15 protein-coding genes and 2 pseudogenes are annotated in these 16,117 nt (G+C 58.1%); 14 read left to right on the top strand and 3 right to left on the bottom strand.

Annotation, left to right across the window (positions count from 1 at the left end; all coding sequences use genetic code 11):
- A pseudogene (locus tag NKJ37_RS26970) lies at positions 1-149 on the bottom strand (DNA-binding response regulator); the annotation flags it as partial.
- 1,291 nt (positions 150-1,440) lie between these two features.
- Here NKJ37_RS26970 and NKJ37_RS26975 point away from each other — a divergent pair.
- From NKJ37_RS26975 to NKJ37_RS27040, 14 genes and pseudogenes are all read left to right on the top strand, one after another.
- Complete coding sequence (locus tag NKJ37_RS26975) at positions 1,441-2,226, top strand: type IV secretion system lytic transglycosylase VirB1 (RefSeq protein WP_023766572.1); 786 nt, start codon at positions 1,441-1,443, stop codon at positions 2,224-2,226.
- 74 nt (positions 2,227-2,300) lie between these two features.
- Positions 2,301-2,606 carry a pilin major subunit VirB2 gene (virB2, locus tag NKJ37_RS26980; protein ID WP_023673707.1) on the top strand — a complete coding sequence of 102 codons (306 nt, stop codon included), beginning with the start codon at positions 2,301-2,303 and terminating at the stop codon, positions 2,604-2,606.
- Positions 2,606-2,932 (top strand): type IV secretion system protein VirB3, encoded by a 327-nt coding sequence (locus NKJ37_RS26985; RefSeq protein ID WP_023679584.1) that lies wholly within the window; start codon positions 2,606-2,608, stop codon positions 2,930-2,932. The genes virB2 and NKJ37_RS26985 overlap by 1 nt, the downstream gene beginning before the upstream one ends.
- Complete coding sequence (virB4, locus tag NKJ37_RS26990; RefSeq protein ID WP_023737137.1) at positions 2,932-5,301, top strand: type IV secretion/conjugal transfer ATPase VirB4; 2,370 nt, start codon at positions 2,932-2,934, stop codon at positions 5,299-5,301. The genes NKJ37_RS26985 and virB4 overlap by 1 nt, the downstream gene beginning before the upstream one ends.
- Positions 5,302-5,314: 13 nt before the next feature.
- Positions 5,315-5,998 carry a TrbJ/VirB5 family protein gene (locus NKJ37_RS26995; RefSeq protein ID WP_023737138.1) on the top strand — a complete coding sequence of 228 codons (684 nt, stop codon included), beginning with the start codon at positions 5,315-5,317 and terminating at the stop codon, positions 5,996-5,998.
- Positions 5,999-6,053: 55 nt separating this feature from the next.
- Positions 6,054-6,941: a type IV secretion system protein gene (locus tag NKJ37_RS27000; protein ID WP_023737139.1), complete on the top strand. Its 888-nt coding sequence runs from the start codon at positions 6,054-6,056 to the stop codon at positions 6,939-6,941.
- Positions 6,942-6,968: 27 nt separating this feature from the next.
- Positions 6,969-7,127 carry a type IV secretion system lipoprotein VirB7 gene (locus tag NKJ37_RS27005; protein ID WP_081731114.1) on the top strand — a complete coding sequence of 53 codons (159 nt, stop codon included), beginning with the start codon at positions 6,969-6,971 and terminating at the stop codon, positions 7,125-7,127.
- A complete protein-coding gene (locus tag NKJ37_RS27010; protein ID WP_031214019.1) occupies positions 7,124-7,837 on the top strand; it encodes a type IV secretion system protein VirB8 in 714 nt (237 codons plus the stop codon). Before NKJ37_RS27005 ends, NKJ37_RS27010 begins: the two co-directional genes overlap by 4 nt.
- Positions 7,834-8,718: a TrbG/VirB9 family P-type conjugative transfer protein gene (locus tag NKJ37_RS27015; RefSeq protein ID WP_023814399.1), complete on the top strand. Its 885-nt coding sequence runs from the start codon at positions 7,834-7,836 to the stop codon at positions 8,716-8,718. The genes NKJ37_RS27010 and NKJ37_RS27015 overlap by 4 nt, the downstream gene beginning before the upstream one ends.
- Complete coding sequence (gene virB10 / locus NKJ37_RS27020; RefSeq protein ID WP_031249470.1) at positions 8,711-9,847, top strand: type IV secretion system protein VirB10; 1,137 nt, start codon at positions 8,711-8,713, stop codon at positions 9,845-9,847. The genes NKJ37_RS27015 and virB10 overlap by 8 nt, the downstream gene beginning before the upstream one ends.
- Positions 9,831-10,871, top strand: a complete 1,041-nt coding sequence (virB11, locus tag NKJ37_RS27025; RefSeq protein WP_023737143.1) for a P-type DNA transfer ATPase VirB11 — start codon at positions 9,831-9,833, stop codon at positions 10,869-10,871. Before virB10 ends, virB11 begins: the two co-directional genes overlap by 17 nt.
- 720 nt (positions 10,872-11,591) lie before the next feature.
- The gene (locus tag NKJ37_RS27030; RefSeq protein WP_023814396.1) at positions 11,592-12,278 is read left to right on the top strand and encodes a response regulator; all 687 of its coding nucleotides are present in this window, start codon (positions 11,592-11,594) and stop codon (positions 12,276-12,278) included.
- A gap of 26 nt (positions 12,279-12,304) precedes the next feature.
- A pseudogene (locus NKJ37_RS27035) lies at positions 12,305-12,460 on the top strand (IS6 family transposase); the annotation flags it as partial.
- A gap of 13 nt (positions 12,461-12,473) precedes the next feature.
- Positions 12,474-12,815 (top strand): hypothetical protein, encoded by a 342-nt coding sequence (locus tag NKJ37_RS27040; RefSeq protein ID WP_352775784.1) that lies wholly within the window; start codon positions 12,474-12,476, stop codon positions 12,813-12,815.
- Positions 12,816-13,850: 1,035 nt separating this feature from the next.
- Here the strand turns inward: NKJ37_RS27040 and groL are convergent.
- Both groL and groES read right to left on the bottom strand, forming a co-directional pair.
- Positions 13,851-15,518, bottom strand: coding sequence for a chaperonin GroEL (gene groL, locus NKJ37_RS27050; RefSeq protein WP_023766583.1), 1,668 nt, complete (start codon positions 15,516-15,518; stop codon positions 13,851-13,853).
- Between the two features lie 63 nt (positions 15,519-15,581).
- Complete coding sequence (gene groES, locus NKJ37_RS27055) at positions 15,582-15,878, bottom strand: co-chaperone GroES (protein WP_019863563.1); 297 nt, start codon at positions 15,876-15,878, stop codon at positions 15,582-15,584.
- Positions 15,879-16,117 lie beyond the last annotated feature (239 nt).

Raw genomic sequence — 16,117 nt, forward strand, 5'->3', positions numbered from 1 at the left:
ACCACGAGATCGACTGGCTCACGTGAAAGAACATAGTCAAACTGCTTGCTATCGTGGACTGCGGTTACCTTCAGGGCATGCATCGTGAGATACTCGGCGATGAGGCGCCGCATTGCGGCATCATCGTCAATGACAAGAACATGTTTCAACGGCACACCTTCAATCTTGAATCCCCTTGTCTAAACCTGTTGCCGAGCAACCCTGGGGCACCGACCCAGAACAGCTGCTCCTTGATACCACTCGCCGTTGCGTGCGGCCAATGTGAGGCCGTGCTCGTCCTGTTCTTTTCATCCCCAGCGAATTGACCGCACCAAGGCAGCCCGTGGCCACCAGACAGGTCCAAGCGCCGACATGACCCTGCCGTGTGGTCCTTCGCTTTTTCGCTTCGAGCTCCCCCGTTGGTGCAGGCCTGCCAATATCACTCAAGTTCGACCTCATGGATGCCAAGTTTCCTGCTATGCCCTTGCATCCTGGTCATCCTGGAGTTTGCGGACCTGGATCATCTCGATATCCTCCGGCTCGTGGATCCAGCTCGGACATGGTTGAGCAGCGCGGCGTTTGGCTTGATCGGAGAGGCGGTCGGCGGAAGAAGACCGTGATTCGCTGCAGCGGCCTTGTGCAAAATAGTGTGTCTCCTGCCAAGCCGGCTTCGTCCAAGGTGGCCGGCGGCCTCAAATGCTGTTCGGCGACCGGCAGGTCGCCGGTTGCGGTGAACGTCCGGGCTAAAATTTCTCAGTTACTGCAACTCCTCCATCTTGAGCGTGTCACTATGCTTGTCCATTGCGCCGTCGGACTCCGTCAATGACGTGCGGTTATCTGCCGATGGGACTGTGCATGATCCACCCTTTGGCGGCGGCGGCCGAACAGCTGAACGAGGCTCGCACCAGGATGGGCTGCGCCGCCACGTCTTCCCAGTTGACCCTCGCCGCCGCGGATTTGCGCCTTCGAGCCAGCTTCGCGGACGAGCTCGCGTCTCAAGCAATGATCTGAGTGTGCAGGGCCGCGCATGGCTGCTCTTTAAGGACCGGCAGCATACCGGCAAAGTTGGGCCGCTTTATCGCCTTAGTCGATTCCCCACGGTGATCCCGAGCCTGAACAAGCCCGCCAAGCTCCCCATTTTGTCCTTGGCTTGGCGCTGACAGAAGTACCATCCATGACGCCAAAGTCGCGGCCCACACTCCAGGAGCAACGGACGGCCGGGACGAGCAATCCTGTACAGGAGTCATTGTACCAAGATGCTCCGGATGTCGCTGGCTGATCGGGCCCGCGCCACCCACGCATGCGCAAGATGCTCACCCACGCTGATACGAACACTGTCTTTGCTTCAATTGAAACCGAAAAGCTGAACTTGAACATCACACAGTAACAAACCTCCCCGATAAGCGCGTGCCGGACAGGGCCAGAACCCGTCCGGCGGCTTGGAAAGGTAGGTGATAGGGAATGTTTATTGCAGCTTGGCCGCTGGCCATCGTCCTGATGACATCCATGTCACTCCCAGCCGAGCCCGCGCCACTTTCTCCGCGTGAGTTCCGCAGCCTGTCGCGCAAATGCGCCCCCTGGGTTGCGCCGTCCACCCTCGCCGCGATTGCCAAGATTGAAAGTGGCTTTGAAACGCTGGTGGCTCATGACAACACCACAGGTGAGCAGCTTCGCTGGATAGACCACCTGGAAGCCACGCGGGGCATCAAGGAACGCCTCGAAGCACAACATTCTGTCGATGTTGGATTGATGCAGATAAACAGCAAGAACTTTGCCGTGCTCAATCTCACGCCGGAAAGGGCTTTCGAGCCCTGCGCCTCGCTTTCGGCTGCCGCCCACCTGCTTGAAAGCCGGTATGCCGGCGGCACCACTGCTGTGGCACAGCAACTGGCGCTTCGCCGTGCCATCTCGGCCTATAACACGGGCGACGTCACGCATGGCTTCGCCAACGGTTATGTACGCAAGGTCGAGTCGGCCGCAAAGGACATCTCAAGTCTCCTTGAGAGAACGCTGGAGCCGACTGCTCGAGATGTGCCGCACCTTGAGGCACCCGGTCGGAAAGCCGTGCCGCCTCTGCTCCAGCAGAGCCAACAGGCCAATAGAAAGAAGCAGCCCAACCAAGATTCTTGGGACATCTGGGGCTCGTATCAGCCAGACCGCTCCGGGGCCGATCCCTCCGATCCGACAGGCAGCCAGGCTGCGAAAGCACGGGAACCCTCGAACCCGAACAAACTCGTATTCGATTGAAACATGGAGATGCAATGATGACGCCACTCAAGATACTTCGTGCGCTTAAAACGCGTGTTCCTTCGCCTTTTTCCATGCTGCGCATGGCGGCTGAATATGTACCGGCCGCTGCTGCAGGCGCGGCGTGGACGGTCTTCTACAGCGGGCCAGCCGCGGCTCAGGTGACCGGAGGGACGGATCCTGCCAAGATGGTCCAGAATATCTGCACGTTCATACTTGGGCCCTTTGGACAATCACTGGCCGTGCTCGGGCTCGTAGCCATCGGTATCTCTTGGATGTTCGGTCGTGCTTCACTTGGCCTGGTTGCGGGTGTCGTTGGAGGGATCGTCATCATGTTCGGGGCCAGCTTCCTGGGCAAGGCGCTCATAGGCGGTGGCTGATGAGCGACCGGTTGGAAGTGAGCACCCTCTATGTGGCGGCGACGCGCCCCGCACTGTTTCTGGGGGTGCCGCTGACGCTGGCCGGATTGCTCATGATGTTGGCTGGGCTTGTTATCATTATCCTTCAGAACCCGCTCTACGAAATCGTTCTCGCGCCACTCTGGTTCGGAGCACGGCTGGTTGTTGAGCGTGACTATAACGCGGCAAGCGTCGTGCTGCTCTATTTGCAGACGGCCGGCAGAAGCGTGGACGGGCCGGTCTGGGGAGGCGCAAGCGTCAGCGCCAATCCGATCAGAGTGCCGAAACGCGGAAGAGGAATGGTGTAATGTTCGGCGCCAGCGGCCGGACCGAGAGGTCTGGCGAGATCTACCTTCCGTATGTTGGTCACGTAAGCGATCAGGTTGTCCTTCTGGAAGACGGATCGATCATGGCCATGGCACATGTGAACGGTGTGCCCTTTGATTTGGAAGACGCTGAGATGCGCAACTCGCGCTGCCGCGCGTTCAACACTCTCTTGCGCAACATCGCCGATGACAATGTCTCGATATACGCTCATCTTGTGAGACACAACGATGTGCCGGCGCCGGCGCCGCGCCGGTTTCAAAGTGCATTCGCTGGCAGTCTGAGCGAGGCCTACGAGCGTCGTGTGCTGTCGGGAAAGCTCTTTCGCAACGATCACTTCCTCACTTTGATCGTGTCCCCCCGCACCGCAATCGGCAAGATCGGCTTGCGGATTGCCAAGTCCCGCAGACGGAATGAGCACGATCTAGCCACCCAAATGCGGAGCCTGGAAGACCTCTGGCACATCATTGCTGGCGCACTCGGCGGTTACGGTCTGCGCCGGTTGGGTATTCGTGAGAAAGGCAACGTGCTCTTCACGGAAATCGGCGAGGCGCTTCGGCTCATGATGACTTGCCGGTTTCTTCCGGTTCCGATGGTTACCGGCTCACTTGGCGCCTCGATCTACACTGACCAGGTCATCTGCGGGAAGCGGGCGCTTGAGATTCGAAGGCCCGGGGATAGCTCCGTCGGATCATTGTTTTCGTTCCGTGAATATCCGGCGACGACGCGGCCGGGCATGCTAAATTCCTTGCTGTCCGCCAACTTCCCGCTTGTCCTGAGCCAGAGCTTTTCCTTCCTCACTCGCCCGCAAGCTCATGCCAAACTAAGCCTTAAGTCCAGCCAGATGACGAGTGCCGGCGACAAGGCTCTCACCCAGATCAATGAACTTGCCGAGGCAGAGGACGCACTGGCAAGCAACGAATTCGTGATGGGTTCGCATCATCTGAGCCTGTGCGTCTATGCCGACAGCCTCAATAGCCTTGCAGATCGCGCAGCAAGTGCCCGCGCACGGCTGGCCGACGCGGGCGCCGTTATCGTCCAAGAGGGCATCGGCATGGAGGCCGCATATTGGTCCCAACTTCCGGGGAACAACAGGTGGCGCACGCGCCCGGGGGCGATCACCTCACACAATTTTGCCGGGCTCGTCTCATTTGAGAACTTCCCAAGCGGTTCCAGTTCCGGCCACTGGGGCAATGCTGTTGCGCGCTTTCGCACAAACGGTGGAACTTCTTTCGACTACATCCCCCATGAGAATGACGTCGGCATGACGGCAATATTCGGGCCCGTTGGCAAAGGCAAGACGACGCTGATGACCTTTGTCCTCGCGATGCTTGAGCAAAGCTTGGTCGATCGCAATGGTGCGATCGTCTTCTTCGACAAGGATCGGGGTGGTGAACTGCTGGTGCGAGCCACGGGAGGGACATATCTTGCGTTGCGCAGAGGCGCTCCGAGCGGCTTGGCCCCTCTGCGTGGACTGGACAACACCTCCGCCTCTCGGGACTTTCTGCGCGAGTGGTTGATGGCCCTGATCGAGAGTGACGGCCGTGGTCCGATCTCGCCGGAGGAAAGCCGTCGGCTGGAACGCGGCATTGTTCGTCAGCTTTCGTTCGAACCCCCTATGCGCTCACTTGCGGGCCTGCGCGAGTTCCTATTGCACAGCCCCTCCGAGGGCGCAGGAGCACGGCTGCAGCGGTGGTGTAGAGGGGGGGCGCTTGGATGGGCCTTTGACGGCGACGTGGACGAAGTAAGGCTGGATGCCTCCATTACGGGCTTCGACATGACGCAGCTCCTGGAATATGAGGAGGTCTGTGCACCGGCCGCCGCATACCTTCTGCATCGAGTGGGCGCTATCGTCGATGGTCGTCGGTTCGTCATGAGCTGCGATGAATTTCGATTCTATCTACTCAACCCCCAATTCTCGGCCGTTATCGACAAGTTCTTGCTCACGGTCCGCAAAAACAACGGCATGTTGATACTCGCAACGCAGCAGCCTGAACACGTTCTGGAATCGCCTCTCGGAGCTAGTCTCGTTGCGCAATGTATGACGAAAATTTTCTACCCATCACCGACGGCGGACCGCTCTGCGTATGTCGATGGCTTGAAGTGCACTGCGCAGGAGTTCGAGGCAATCCGCCAGGGAATGGCAATCGGCAGCCGCAAGTTTTTGCTCAAGCGCGATAGCGGGAGTATTGTTTGCGAATTCGATCTTGGGCAGATGCGCGAGTACGTAGCCGTACTCTCGGGGCGGGCCAACACAGTGCGCTTTGCCGACCAGCTTCGCAACCAGCACGGAGACGCCCCAAGTGGGTGGCTCGACAAGTTCATGGCCCGGTACCATGAAGTTCAAGACTGACGGAGGAATATTCATGAAACTTGCCAAACTTGCAGTAACGACCCTTGCTGCTTCCCTTCTGCTTCACGGACAGGCCCGGTCGCAATGGATCGTCACCGACCCTGTAACAGAAACACAATCGACCTTAACAGCGATTTCCAATGCGGCGATCCTTGAGAGGTCAATCGAGACGCTCGCTACGACGATCGAAATGGTGACAATGCTAACCTCGTCATTCGCTGTCACGGGAGTGCTAAGCTCACTGAACCAAGGAAATCATTACCCGTCGAGCAATAAGCTGGAGGAGCAGATGTTTGATGCTCGGGCGCCAGCTTCGATTATCGCCCGTAACATTGCGGAGGACCCAAATCGGATAGTCACGGGCGACGATTCAGAAGCGAAACTGTTAAAGGGACAAATCGCTGGGGCCGCCAATGCCGCAGCTATTGCAGCCGACACTTTGGGCATGATGGACAAGCGCCTTAAGGATAACGCCGGCACGCTTGGTCAGCTTTCCCGCTCGGGAAATATTATGCAGGCCACCGTGACCAACGGTCTGGTCCTCAAGCAGATTCACGATGCGATGATCCAAAATGCCCAGGCCACGAGTCTGCTGACTATGGCCACTGCACAAGGGAGCCTTCACGCCGCTGAGGAGGCCGCCACGCAGCGTCGCGAACATCGGGACACCGCTCGCATTTTTGACCTCCTCCCGTGAACGCTGAGTTCATCAGGCTCAGCTGCGCTGATCAGGGACACATCAGGCTCACGCCATGAATTTCAAAATTCCCGCGCCATTCACGACTATACACACGATCTTTCATGGGGCCTTCACGTCCGGGCTGCACAAAGTGCTTGAAAACGTCCAAGCGGCGGTCAGTGCGCCTCTGGTTGCGTGTGTCACGCTCTGGATAATAATCCAAGGCTGTCTGGTCATGCGTGGTCAAGTCGATGCGCGCGGGGGTATCTCGCGCGTAATCATGGTGTCGATTGTCGTCGCCCTTATCTTAGGGCAGGCCAACTATCAGCAGTACATTGAAGCGCTTTTCGACGAAACGATTCCGAGGTTGGCTCACGACATCAGTGGCAGCGACTTGCCCTTCATCGGAATCCCCCAGAAGCTCGATCTCATGTTTGCTTCAAGCCAGTATGTCTTTCAGCTGATTGCTTCCGAAATTGGGCCTATGAACGGCCAGGACATACTTGCTTTCGAGGGAGCGCAATGGATTTTCTACGGCGCGCTGTGGACAGCGTTCGAGATCTACGATGCCGTTGGAATTCTGACGAAGGTGCTCTTGACGATCGGCCCCCTGGTCCTTGTAGGCTACCTTTTTGATCACACTCGAGACATAGCCACCAGATGGATCGGCCAACTGCTCTCGTACGGGCTGCTGCTTCTCCTCCTCAACATCGTTGCAACGATAGTAATCGCTGCCGAAGCAGTCTCGCTGGCAGCCATGCTTTTGATGATCAAATTCTCGGGCACGACAGCAGCCAAGATCATCGGGCTTTACGAGCTCGACATGCTTTTCCTAGCTGGTGACGCTCTGATCGTCGCGCTTCCGACGATCGCCAGCAGCATCGCCGGCGGCTCTTGGGGAGGTGCGAACCGACCTCTTAACAGCCTCAATCGCCACTTTGCCAAAACGGCGGGTGGTTAATCAATCGACAAGCTCGGTGCCAAAAACATGAAATATTGCCTACTTCTGTCAATCCTCGCTTTGGCCGCCTGCAAGACGAGCCATGGGCTTGCGACGTGCGCGGGTGCCCCATTCCAACTGAACGTGGGACAATGGGAAACCACCCCTGAGGATCTTCAGGTCGAATGCGCGGAAGAGCCAAAGTGAAATTTCCTGAACATGCCCTTCTGGTGGAGAGAGAAACGCTAGCCGCCCACTATAAGAAGGTGGAAGCGTTTCAAACGTCACGAGCGAAGTCTGCGCGGCGCCTGTCAAAGGCCCTGATCGCCTTTGCCGCAGCGGCGGTCCTAGGAAATGTTGCCCAGGCATTTACCATCGCTGCCATGGTCCCGTTGGCCAAGCTCGTACCTGTGTTCCTCTGGGTCCGGCCGGATGGGACCGTCGACAGCGAAGTGTCAGTGTCTCGACTGCCGGCAACCCAAGACCGAGCCGTCATAAATGCTTCGCTGTGGGAATATGTACGCCTGCGCGAGGGGTACACAGCAGATACAGCCCAATACGCCTATGACCTCGTATCCAGTTTCAGCGCGCCGGCTGTGCGACAGCAATATCAAGATTTCTTCAACTATCCGAATCCCACCTCGCCGCAAGTCACGGTCGGCAAGCGCGGCAAGCTCGAGGTCGGGCATATTTCTTCAAACGACATCAGTCCGGACGTTCAACAGATCCGTTACAAACGCACCCTTGTTGTCGATGGGCAGATGCCGATAGTGACCACCTGGACAGCTACCATCCGCTACGAGCGCTTGACGGGTCTGCCTGGGCAATCGAGGCTCACCAATCCGGGAGGTCTACTCATCACTTCCTATCAAAGCTCGGAAGATAGCGTATCGAACCTGGGCTATGTGCAGCCATGACAAAAAGAGCGTTTCTCGCGCTGGTCTGTTCACTCTTCTTAACGATGGAAGCGTCCGCGGAAGACACACCACTTGCCGGCAAGCATGATGCGCGCATGCGCTACCTGGCTTACCGTCCTGACGAAGTGGTGCGCCTGTCTACCGCAGTGGGGGCAACGCTGGTTGTCACATTCGCGGCCAACGAGACAGTCGCAGCCGTGGCCGTTTCCAATAGCAAAGACCTGGCTGCGCTCCCGCGCGCCAACTATCTCTTTTTTAAGGCTAGCCGGATGCTCCCGCCGCAGCCGGTCATCGTGCTGGCCGAGAGTGAGTCCGGCACACGGAGATACGTCTTCAGTATTTCAACGAGAGCGATGCCAAAACTCGATGAGCAGCAACCTGACCTATACTACAGTGTGCAGTTCACCTATCCTGCTGATGAGGCTGCTGCTCAGAGAAAGGACGCAGAAAGGCGCTCGATTCTTGGTCAGGCCCGGGCGAAAGTGCTGCGCGACGAGAGAGTTCAGGATTTGTTGAATCGGCCCGCCGCAACTACCAGTCCGGACGAAAGCAATTTTCACTACGTCGCAAAGGGCGATCGATCGCTGTCGCCGCTGGAAGTTTTCGATAATGGCTTTACCACCGTATTTGGCTTCGCAAGCAATTCCCGCATACCCTCCCTCTACATTATCAATCCCGACGGCAAGGAAGCCGCTGCCAATTACACGGTCAAAGGGGACTATGTTGAAGTATCCGCAGTCGCCCGGGAATGGCGTCTGAGAGATGGCAATACGGTCTTGTCCATTTTCAACAGGGCTTATGACCCTGTGGGACGAGCGCCAGGGACCGGTACAGTGACACCCGACGTGTGGCGCGTTTTGAAAGGCTCGGCCGATGAATGAAACCGGCCCACAGTCGGGACATGATGTCCATGCCTCCGGATCGATGGTCTCGGAGCCGGCCCGCCGGCATGTTTCGGGATTGCAGAAGTTGGCCGTCGCTGCTCTTGTTCTCATCTCATCTCTATCACTCATCTGGCTCGGAGGTCGTACCAGCACACAAGACGAACCAACTCAGCCAAAACCTCCAATTGTCGCCGACGCCGAACCATTCCGCCCCGTGCCGATTGAGATTGCTCCCGAAGTTCCAGCAGCCGTACAGGCGGCGCAGGCAGGAGATCCTGCGCCATCCACGCCGACTTCAGCTGATCCGCCGCCGGAGGAAACACCAATTTTCGCCTACAGTGGCAGCAGTAAAATGCCCAACGACGGTCAGCGGAGCGAAGACAACCATAGGGATGCTCCCGTGACCTCGGATGAGATTTCAGACGCTGGCGATCTGTCGGCGCGATTGAAGCCAGATATACAGGAGCCAAGCCGGGCCACACTTTTGCCGCACCCTGATCTCGTGATTACTCAAGGAACGATCATCCCCTGCATTTTGCAAACGGCAGTCGACACAAATTTACCGGGTTATGTGAAGTGCGTCTTACCTAAAGACGTCCGCGGCGCCACCAACAACGTGGTGCTTTTGGATCGCGGGACGACCGTGATTGGCGAGATCCAGCGTGGTCTCCAACAGGGGGATGCGCGTGTCTTCGTGCTGTGGACGCGCATCGAAACGCCTGACCATGCCCTCGTTTCGCTAGCATCGCCGGGCGCTGACGAGCTCGGCCGCTCCGGAATGCCTGGCACGGTGGATAATCACTTCTGGCAGCGCTTTGGCGGAGCAATGCTCATGAGCGTCATTCAAGGCGCGTTTCAGGCCGCCGGTCAATACGCTGGCAGCTCAGGTGGAGGAAGCGGTATCAACAGCTTCCAGAGCAACGCCGGACAAGCCGTTGAGACGACCCTTAGAGCAACGATCAACGTTCCGCCAACTCTGAAGAAAAACCAGGGAGATGCTGTATCCATCTTTGTGGCTCGGGACCTCGATTTCTCAGATGTATACGATCTTAGAGCGACCGCCGTGGCGCCAGCCCCCCCCCAACATCGCCAACGCCGGAGAGACAACAATGCGACCGGAGGCTGACCCTCAATTGCGTTTGCTTCTCAACCCTGTTCTGAAATGGCTTGAGGAGCCAAGGACCGAAGAGGTCGCTATCAACCGGCCTGGGGAAGCCTTTGTCCGACAGGCCGGCGTTTTCACGAAACATCCGCTACCGCTATCTTATGACGATCTGGAGGACATCGCGATCCTCGCTGGAGCGCTGCGCAAGCAAGATGTCGGACCGCAAAGCCCCCTCTGTGCGACTGAGCTGCCGAACGGAGAGCGGCTGCAGATCTGTTTGCCGCCCGCTGTTCCCTCAGGAACAATAAGCCTGACCATACGGCGTCCCTCAAGTCGTGTGACCGAACTCAAGGAAGTTTCTTCTCGCTACGAATACTCGCGTTGGAATCAATGGCGGTCACGAAAGGAGCGCCAAGAGCGGCAGGACGAAACGATTCTTCAGCACTACGACCATGGTGACTTGGAGCAATTTTTGCGAGCGTGCGTTTGCGGGCGGCTCACGATGCTGCTTTGCGGACCTACTGGTAGCGGCAAAACGACAATGAGCAAGACTTTGATCAACGCTATACCCCCGCAAGAGAGGCTCATAAGTATCGAGGACACGCTCGAACTTGCAATCCCGCACGAGAATCATGTCCGGTTACTCTATCCGAAGGACCGAGCAGGCGTAGGTGCGGTGACAGCCGAGCAACTGTTGCAAGCCAGCTTGCGCATGCGCCCTGATCGAATATTGCTTGGCGAGATGCGCGATGATGCTGCTTGGGCCTACCTTAGCGAAGTCGTCTCCGGCCATGCGGGATCAATATCGACGATTCATGGGGCGGATCCGGTCCAAGGCTTTAAAAAGCTCTTTTCACTCGTCAAGAGCAGCCCGCAAGGAGCTGCTGTGGAAGACCACACGCTTCTTGATCTGCTGTCGGCTGCCATTGACGTCATTGTGCCGTTCCGTACCCACGGCGACGTGTATGAGGTGGGGGAGGTGTGGCTCGCCGCCGATGCCCGGCGACGCGGAGAGACAGTAGCCGATCTTCTTAACAAGCACTAAGGCTAGAGCACGTCGGGGATCGGTAAGTCGTTTGTGATATGATGGCGCAACTTGTTCAGATTCAACGTCACTTTGATTTGACCGAGGTTGATTATGGGAGGACGACTGGGCGTAGCCCTTCGGTCACAAGCCTGAACTCTTCGGCCGCCCTGTCGGCGCGGCAAGCTGCGGCACGATTCGACTGGGTGTATCGAGCGCGTCCGCTGAATTGCGCGGGCGACGCTCAGCGAGCTAGTGCCGATGCCTGCTTCAAAAGCGGCATCGACACCCGGCAGGTCGTACCCTTGATTTACCTAGCCGCGCTCAATGAGCGTCTTCAAAGCCGCCGAACGTGGTTCGGAATGACCGGTTGGTAAATCGGGAAGTGCTATACAGGGAATCCTCCCGGTATTGCCTCTAGGGGGTCCTCTCCATGAACAAAGCCGCAACCTGCCCTTGCGACCTCAGCTGGAGTTTGCGACGCAACCCATATAGGAGGATCGATGCGCAGAGAAATCGCAGGCAGAGTCGGTGGCATTGTGGGCTGGCCGACCGACGGTTTCAGCCCGTCAACAGGTCTTCACGTGTTCCATCCCCGACTATTGCAGGCGTGCGGCTTGCATTCTCCCGCGATCACCCATCGGAAAGAGCGTTACGAAGACTACGAAGAGTTGCGCGACTTCTGCTGTCGCCCCGGTCTTACAGCGGACGGTGACCTGTCCTACCTTGATAGGACTTGAAATGCGAACGCTGCTCATTGATCATCACGTGGATCTTACGCGCGCCGTGCGAGCTGCGCTCGGGGATAGCGGTTTTGCCGTTGATGTAGTTGGCAACCTGGAACAGGCGTCGAGGGCATTCTGTTGCGCAACCTATGAAATTCTCCTGCTGGAGTTGGCTCTGCCAGATGGCGATGGCTTGGGCTGGCTGAGACAACTAAGGAGCGACGGGCATTCAGTTCCGACCCTCATTATGAGTAGCATCAACGATCTCGAGAAGCGAATTGCGATTTTCAACGGTGGCGCGGACGACTTTCTGCTCAAGCCCGTCTCTTTCGATGAGCTCATCGCCAGAATGAGAGCCATTCTGCGCCGGTCGACACAGGTGACCGACCCCATCGTTGTATTTGGCAATCTCAATTTCGATCCGATCGGCCGACAGGTTTCCGTCTCGGGTCATCCTCTGAAGATCGCACGCCGCGAACTATGTATTTTAGAGCATCTGCTTATCCGTGCAGGCCGCATCGTGCCTCGTGCGCAGTTGGAAGATCACCTCTATTCGTTCAACGACGAGGTATCTGCCAACGCGCTTGAAGTCGGAATCTATCGCTTACGTGGACACCTGAGTAGGTCAGGTGCAACGCCACGGATCACGACCGTGCGCGGCATTGGTTACCTTCTTGAATTGACTGAGGCGGCATCCGCATAGTTGGTCTAAATTGAAAGAACAGACTGCGTATCAAGCGCCGCATTCGATCCATCGGCTTCAAGTCGCAGGCGAGCGCCGTGGTTATCCTCTCCGGCATCGAGATGATCCACATGATTGGCAAGCGACAGGCGAGGTATGACTACAAGTCTGTCGATCGCTGTTTCGATATCCTCGCTGCCTGACGGACAGGCCGAAATGGCCGTTCACACCCCCATTTCCAGGTTTGCGACAGAGCCTTTTGTCGGCGTTGCCGGCTTCGAAGGGCCGGTGCGCGCCGAGCGCATCAAGATCACCCCCGGCCACCTTGCTGCGGCCACTCGCCGAGTACGAAGCGGTGGTCGGAGGGAGCTGGTGATGACGACGCTAGATCATGACCTGCTGATCGCAATCCTGGATCGGCTGAAGTTGACGGCCATCCGCGACCAGCTCGACACGCTCATGTCGAGCAGGATCGCGCAGTTCCCGTTTGTCCGCGAACTCGACGGCTTCGGCTTCGACGCGCAGCCATCGGTCTGCTTCAGCCAAACGTATTCATAGGTATGGGACAGGCCTTGCTATGTCCGAACGTCACTGCGCGGCAAAAACGTTGGATTTCTCAAGAAATAAAGTATTGGACAGTGCCCAATTTACCGTTGGAAAAGCTGGATATGGCGTTTCAGCGTTTCAGCGAAATAACCGAAATCAATCACTCCTAACAGCAAAGGCAACCGGAACTCGATCGCTTCCGTTGCCCGCGACTTAGCGAAACGCTTGTTCGCGATTTACTAAAACGGCTGTCCCAATTTAGTGAAATCCGCAGACAAGCCGCTGGAGGTTGGCCAAAGGCCACCCACGCCTGCTCCGAGGCCCTCCAGGGCAATGGTCTGAGACCTGGGCTCAAGCAGGATGAGACGCCGCTGGAGCTCAGGTGCAAGCGCTGCCACGCCCGCTCCGAGGCCCCACAAGGCCGAAGCGCAGTCGTCGGGGTCACGAGGCCTCTCGGCCACGACGACGAGCCTGAACCTGGATCCGCCTTTCTTGAGGCGTTGCGACTATCATCGCGGCGACACGCAGCTCTTGATTTGTGTGCGACACCTCAGCAGATCCATCGGGCTGAGCCGCTCAGCAATATCAACGAGAATGTCCAGCGGCAGATCAAGGATACTCAGAGGAGGAAACGCTTGATCTTGAGGCTCAGAGCGCGTCTGCTCCACTATAGAACAGGATGATTCACCGGGTCCTTCAACGCCAGCCGCCGGTCCGATGAGAGAATTGTCTCGGATATCACGCTCGATGGGGTTAAATGCCGAGATGGGCGCCTTGCCACGCTCCTCAATGCCCCTCATGATTCACCGCCTATAGCTACCAACTGAATGAATCATCGTGATTGTCGCGCAGCGGAATCCTCAAGGATCGGGCAGTTCGTAGGGGGCGCCGGTTTGACCAGGTTGAGCCCGCGAATTGCTCGATCGGACAAGATCCTAATTCTGACGAGATCCTCGGGACGCACTCCAAGTTGTCGATCATGTTCGGCACACAAGGAAAGGGCGGCATTGCTGCCGCCCTTTCCGCTGTAGGTTGATAGGGGCTGGATTAGAAATCCATGCCGCCCATGCCGCCCATGCCGCCCATACCGCCGCCGCCCATGCCGCCAGGCATGCCGCCGCCGCCAGCCGACTCCTTCTTCGGAGCCTCCGCGATCATGGCTTCGGTGGTGACCAGCAGGCCGGCGACCGAGGCCGCGTCCTGGAGAGCCGTACGGACAACCTTGACCGGATCGACGATACCCATGGCGATCATGTCGCCATATTCGCCGGTCTGGGCGTTGTAGCCGAAGGTCGCGCCCTTGTTCTCAAGGATCTTGCCGGCAACGATCGATGCTTCCGCACCGGCGTTGGCCGCGATCTGGCGGGCCGGAGCCTGCAGCGCACGACGAACGATGTTGATGCCGGCGGCCTGGTCGGCATTGACGCCGGTGACCTTGATGTCGGCCGAAGCGCGCAGGAGAGCGACGCCGCCGCCTGCAACGATGCCTTCTTCGACGGCCGCGCGGGTCGCGTTGAGGGCGTCATCGACGCGGTCCTTCTTTTCCTTGACTTCGACTTCCGTGGCACCGCCGACGCGGATCACCGCAACGCCGCCGGCGAGCTTCGCCAGACGTTCCTGCAGCTTCTCCTTGTCGTAGTCCGAAGTGGTCTCTTCGATCTGCTGCTTGATCTGGGCAACGCGGCCCTGGATCTCGGCCTTCTTGCCGGCGCCGTCGACGATGGTGGTGTTCTCCTTGGAGATCGACACCTTCTTGGCGCGGCCGAGCATGTTGAGGCCGACGTTCTCGAGCTTGATGCCGAGGTCTTCCGAGATGACCTGGCCACCGGTGAGGATGGCGATGTCTTCCAGCATGGCCTTGCGGCGATCACCGAAGCCCGGCGCCTTGACGGCGGCGATCTTCAGGCCGCCACGCAGCTTGTTGACGACCAGCGTGGCCAGGGCCTCGCCTTCGACGTCTTCCGAGATGATGAGCAGCGGCTTCGAGGTCTGCACGACGGCTTCGAGAACCGGCAGCATCGCCTGCAGGTTGGACAGCTTCTTCTCGTGCAGGAGGATGTAGACGTCCTCGAGCTCGGCAACCATCTTGTCGGCGTTGGTGACGAAGTAGGGCGAGAGATAGCCGCGGTCGAACTGCATGCCTTCGACGACCTCGAGTTCAGTCTCGGCGGTCTTGGCTTCCTCAACCGTGATGACGCCTTCGTTGCCGACCTTCTGCATCGCTTCGGCGATCATCTTGCCGACCGACTCGTCGCCATTGCCGGCGATCGTGCCGACCTGGGCAACTTCCTCGGAGGTCTTGATCTTCTTGGCAGCCTTGCCGAGCGCCGCGACGACTTCGGTCACGGCCAGATCGATGCCGCGCTTCAGGTCCATCGGGTTCATGCCGGCGGCAACGGCCTTGTTGCCTTCCTGGACGATCGACTGCGCCAGAACGGTCGCGGTTGTGGTGCCGTCACCGGCGATGTCGTTGGTCTTCGAAGCAACTTCGCGGATCATCTGCGCGCCCATGTTTTCGAACTTGTCGGAAAGTTCGATTTCCTTGGCGACGGTGACCCCGTCCTTGGTGATGCGCGGTGCGCCGAACGACTTGTCGATGACGACGTTGCGGCCCTTGGGGCCGAGGGTGACCTTCACCGCGTCGGCGAGGATGTTGATGCCGTGAAGCATGCGCTCACGGGCATCGCGGGAGAATTTTACGTCTTTGGCAGCCATTTTTTTACTCCTGGGCATCTCGCCCGAAATTCAGATTTGATGGTGCGAAGGAAAGGCCTGATATCAGCCGATAATGCCCATAATGTCGGATTCCTTCATGATCAGAAGGTCTTCGCCATTGAGCTTGACTTCGGTACCCGACCACTTGCCGAACAGGATGCGGTCGCCGGCCTTGACGTCCAGCGGGACCAGCTTGCCTGCTTCGTCACGAGCGCCGGAGCCGACGGCGATGATCTCGCCTTCCTGCGGCTTTTCCTTCGCCGTATCCGGGATGATGATCCCGCCGGCGGTCTTGGATTCGGATTCGACCCGGCGAACGACCACGCGGTCATGCAGCGGCCGGAAATTCGACTTTGCCATTTTTGGATGTCCTTGGTGCGGATGTTGAACGGTTCTCCGTTGCCGGAGCGTGCTTAGCACTCAGCGGAAGCGAGTGCTAACGCGGCAATGAGATAAGCCGCATGCTCCTGCTAGTCAAGACGAAAGAGCAAAGAGCAAAGAGAAAAGAGCAGGCAGCAAAGAGAAGAGAGCAAAGAGCGTGTAAGCATCGAGCCTTTTATGTGAACAATGTCGGGTATCAGACATATATGGGGCGGCTC

The sequence above is a fragment of the Mesorhizobium sp. M0140 genome (genome assembly GCF_040322475.1).
Taxonomy (GTDB): Bacteria; Pseudomonadota; Alphaproteobacteria; order Rhizobiales; family Rhizobiaceae; genus Mesorhizobium.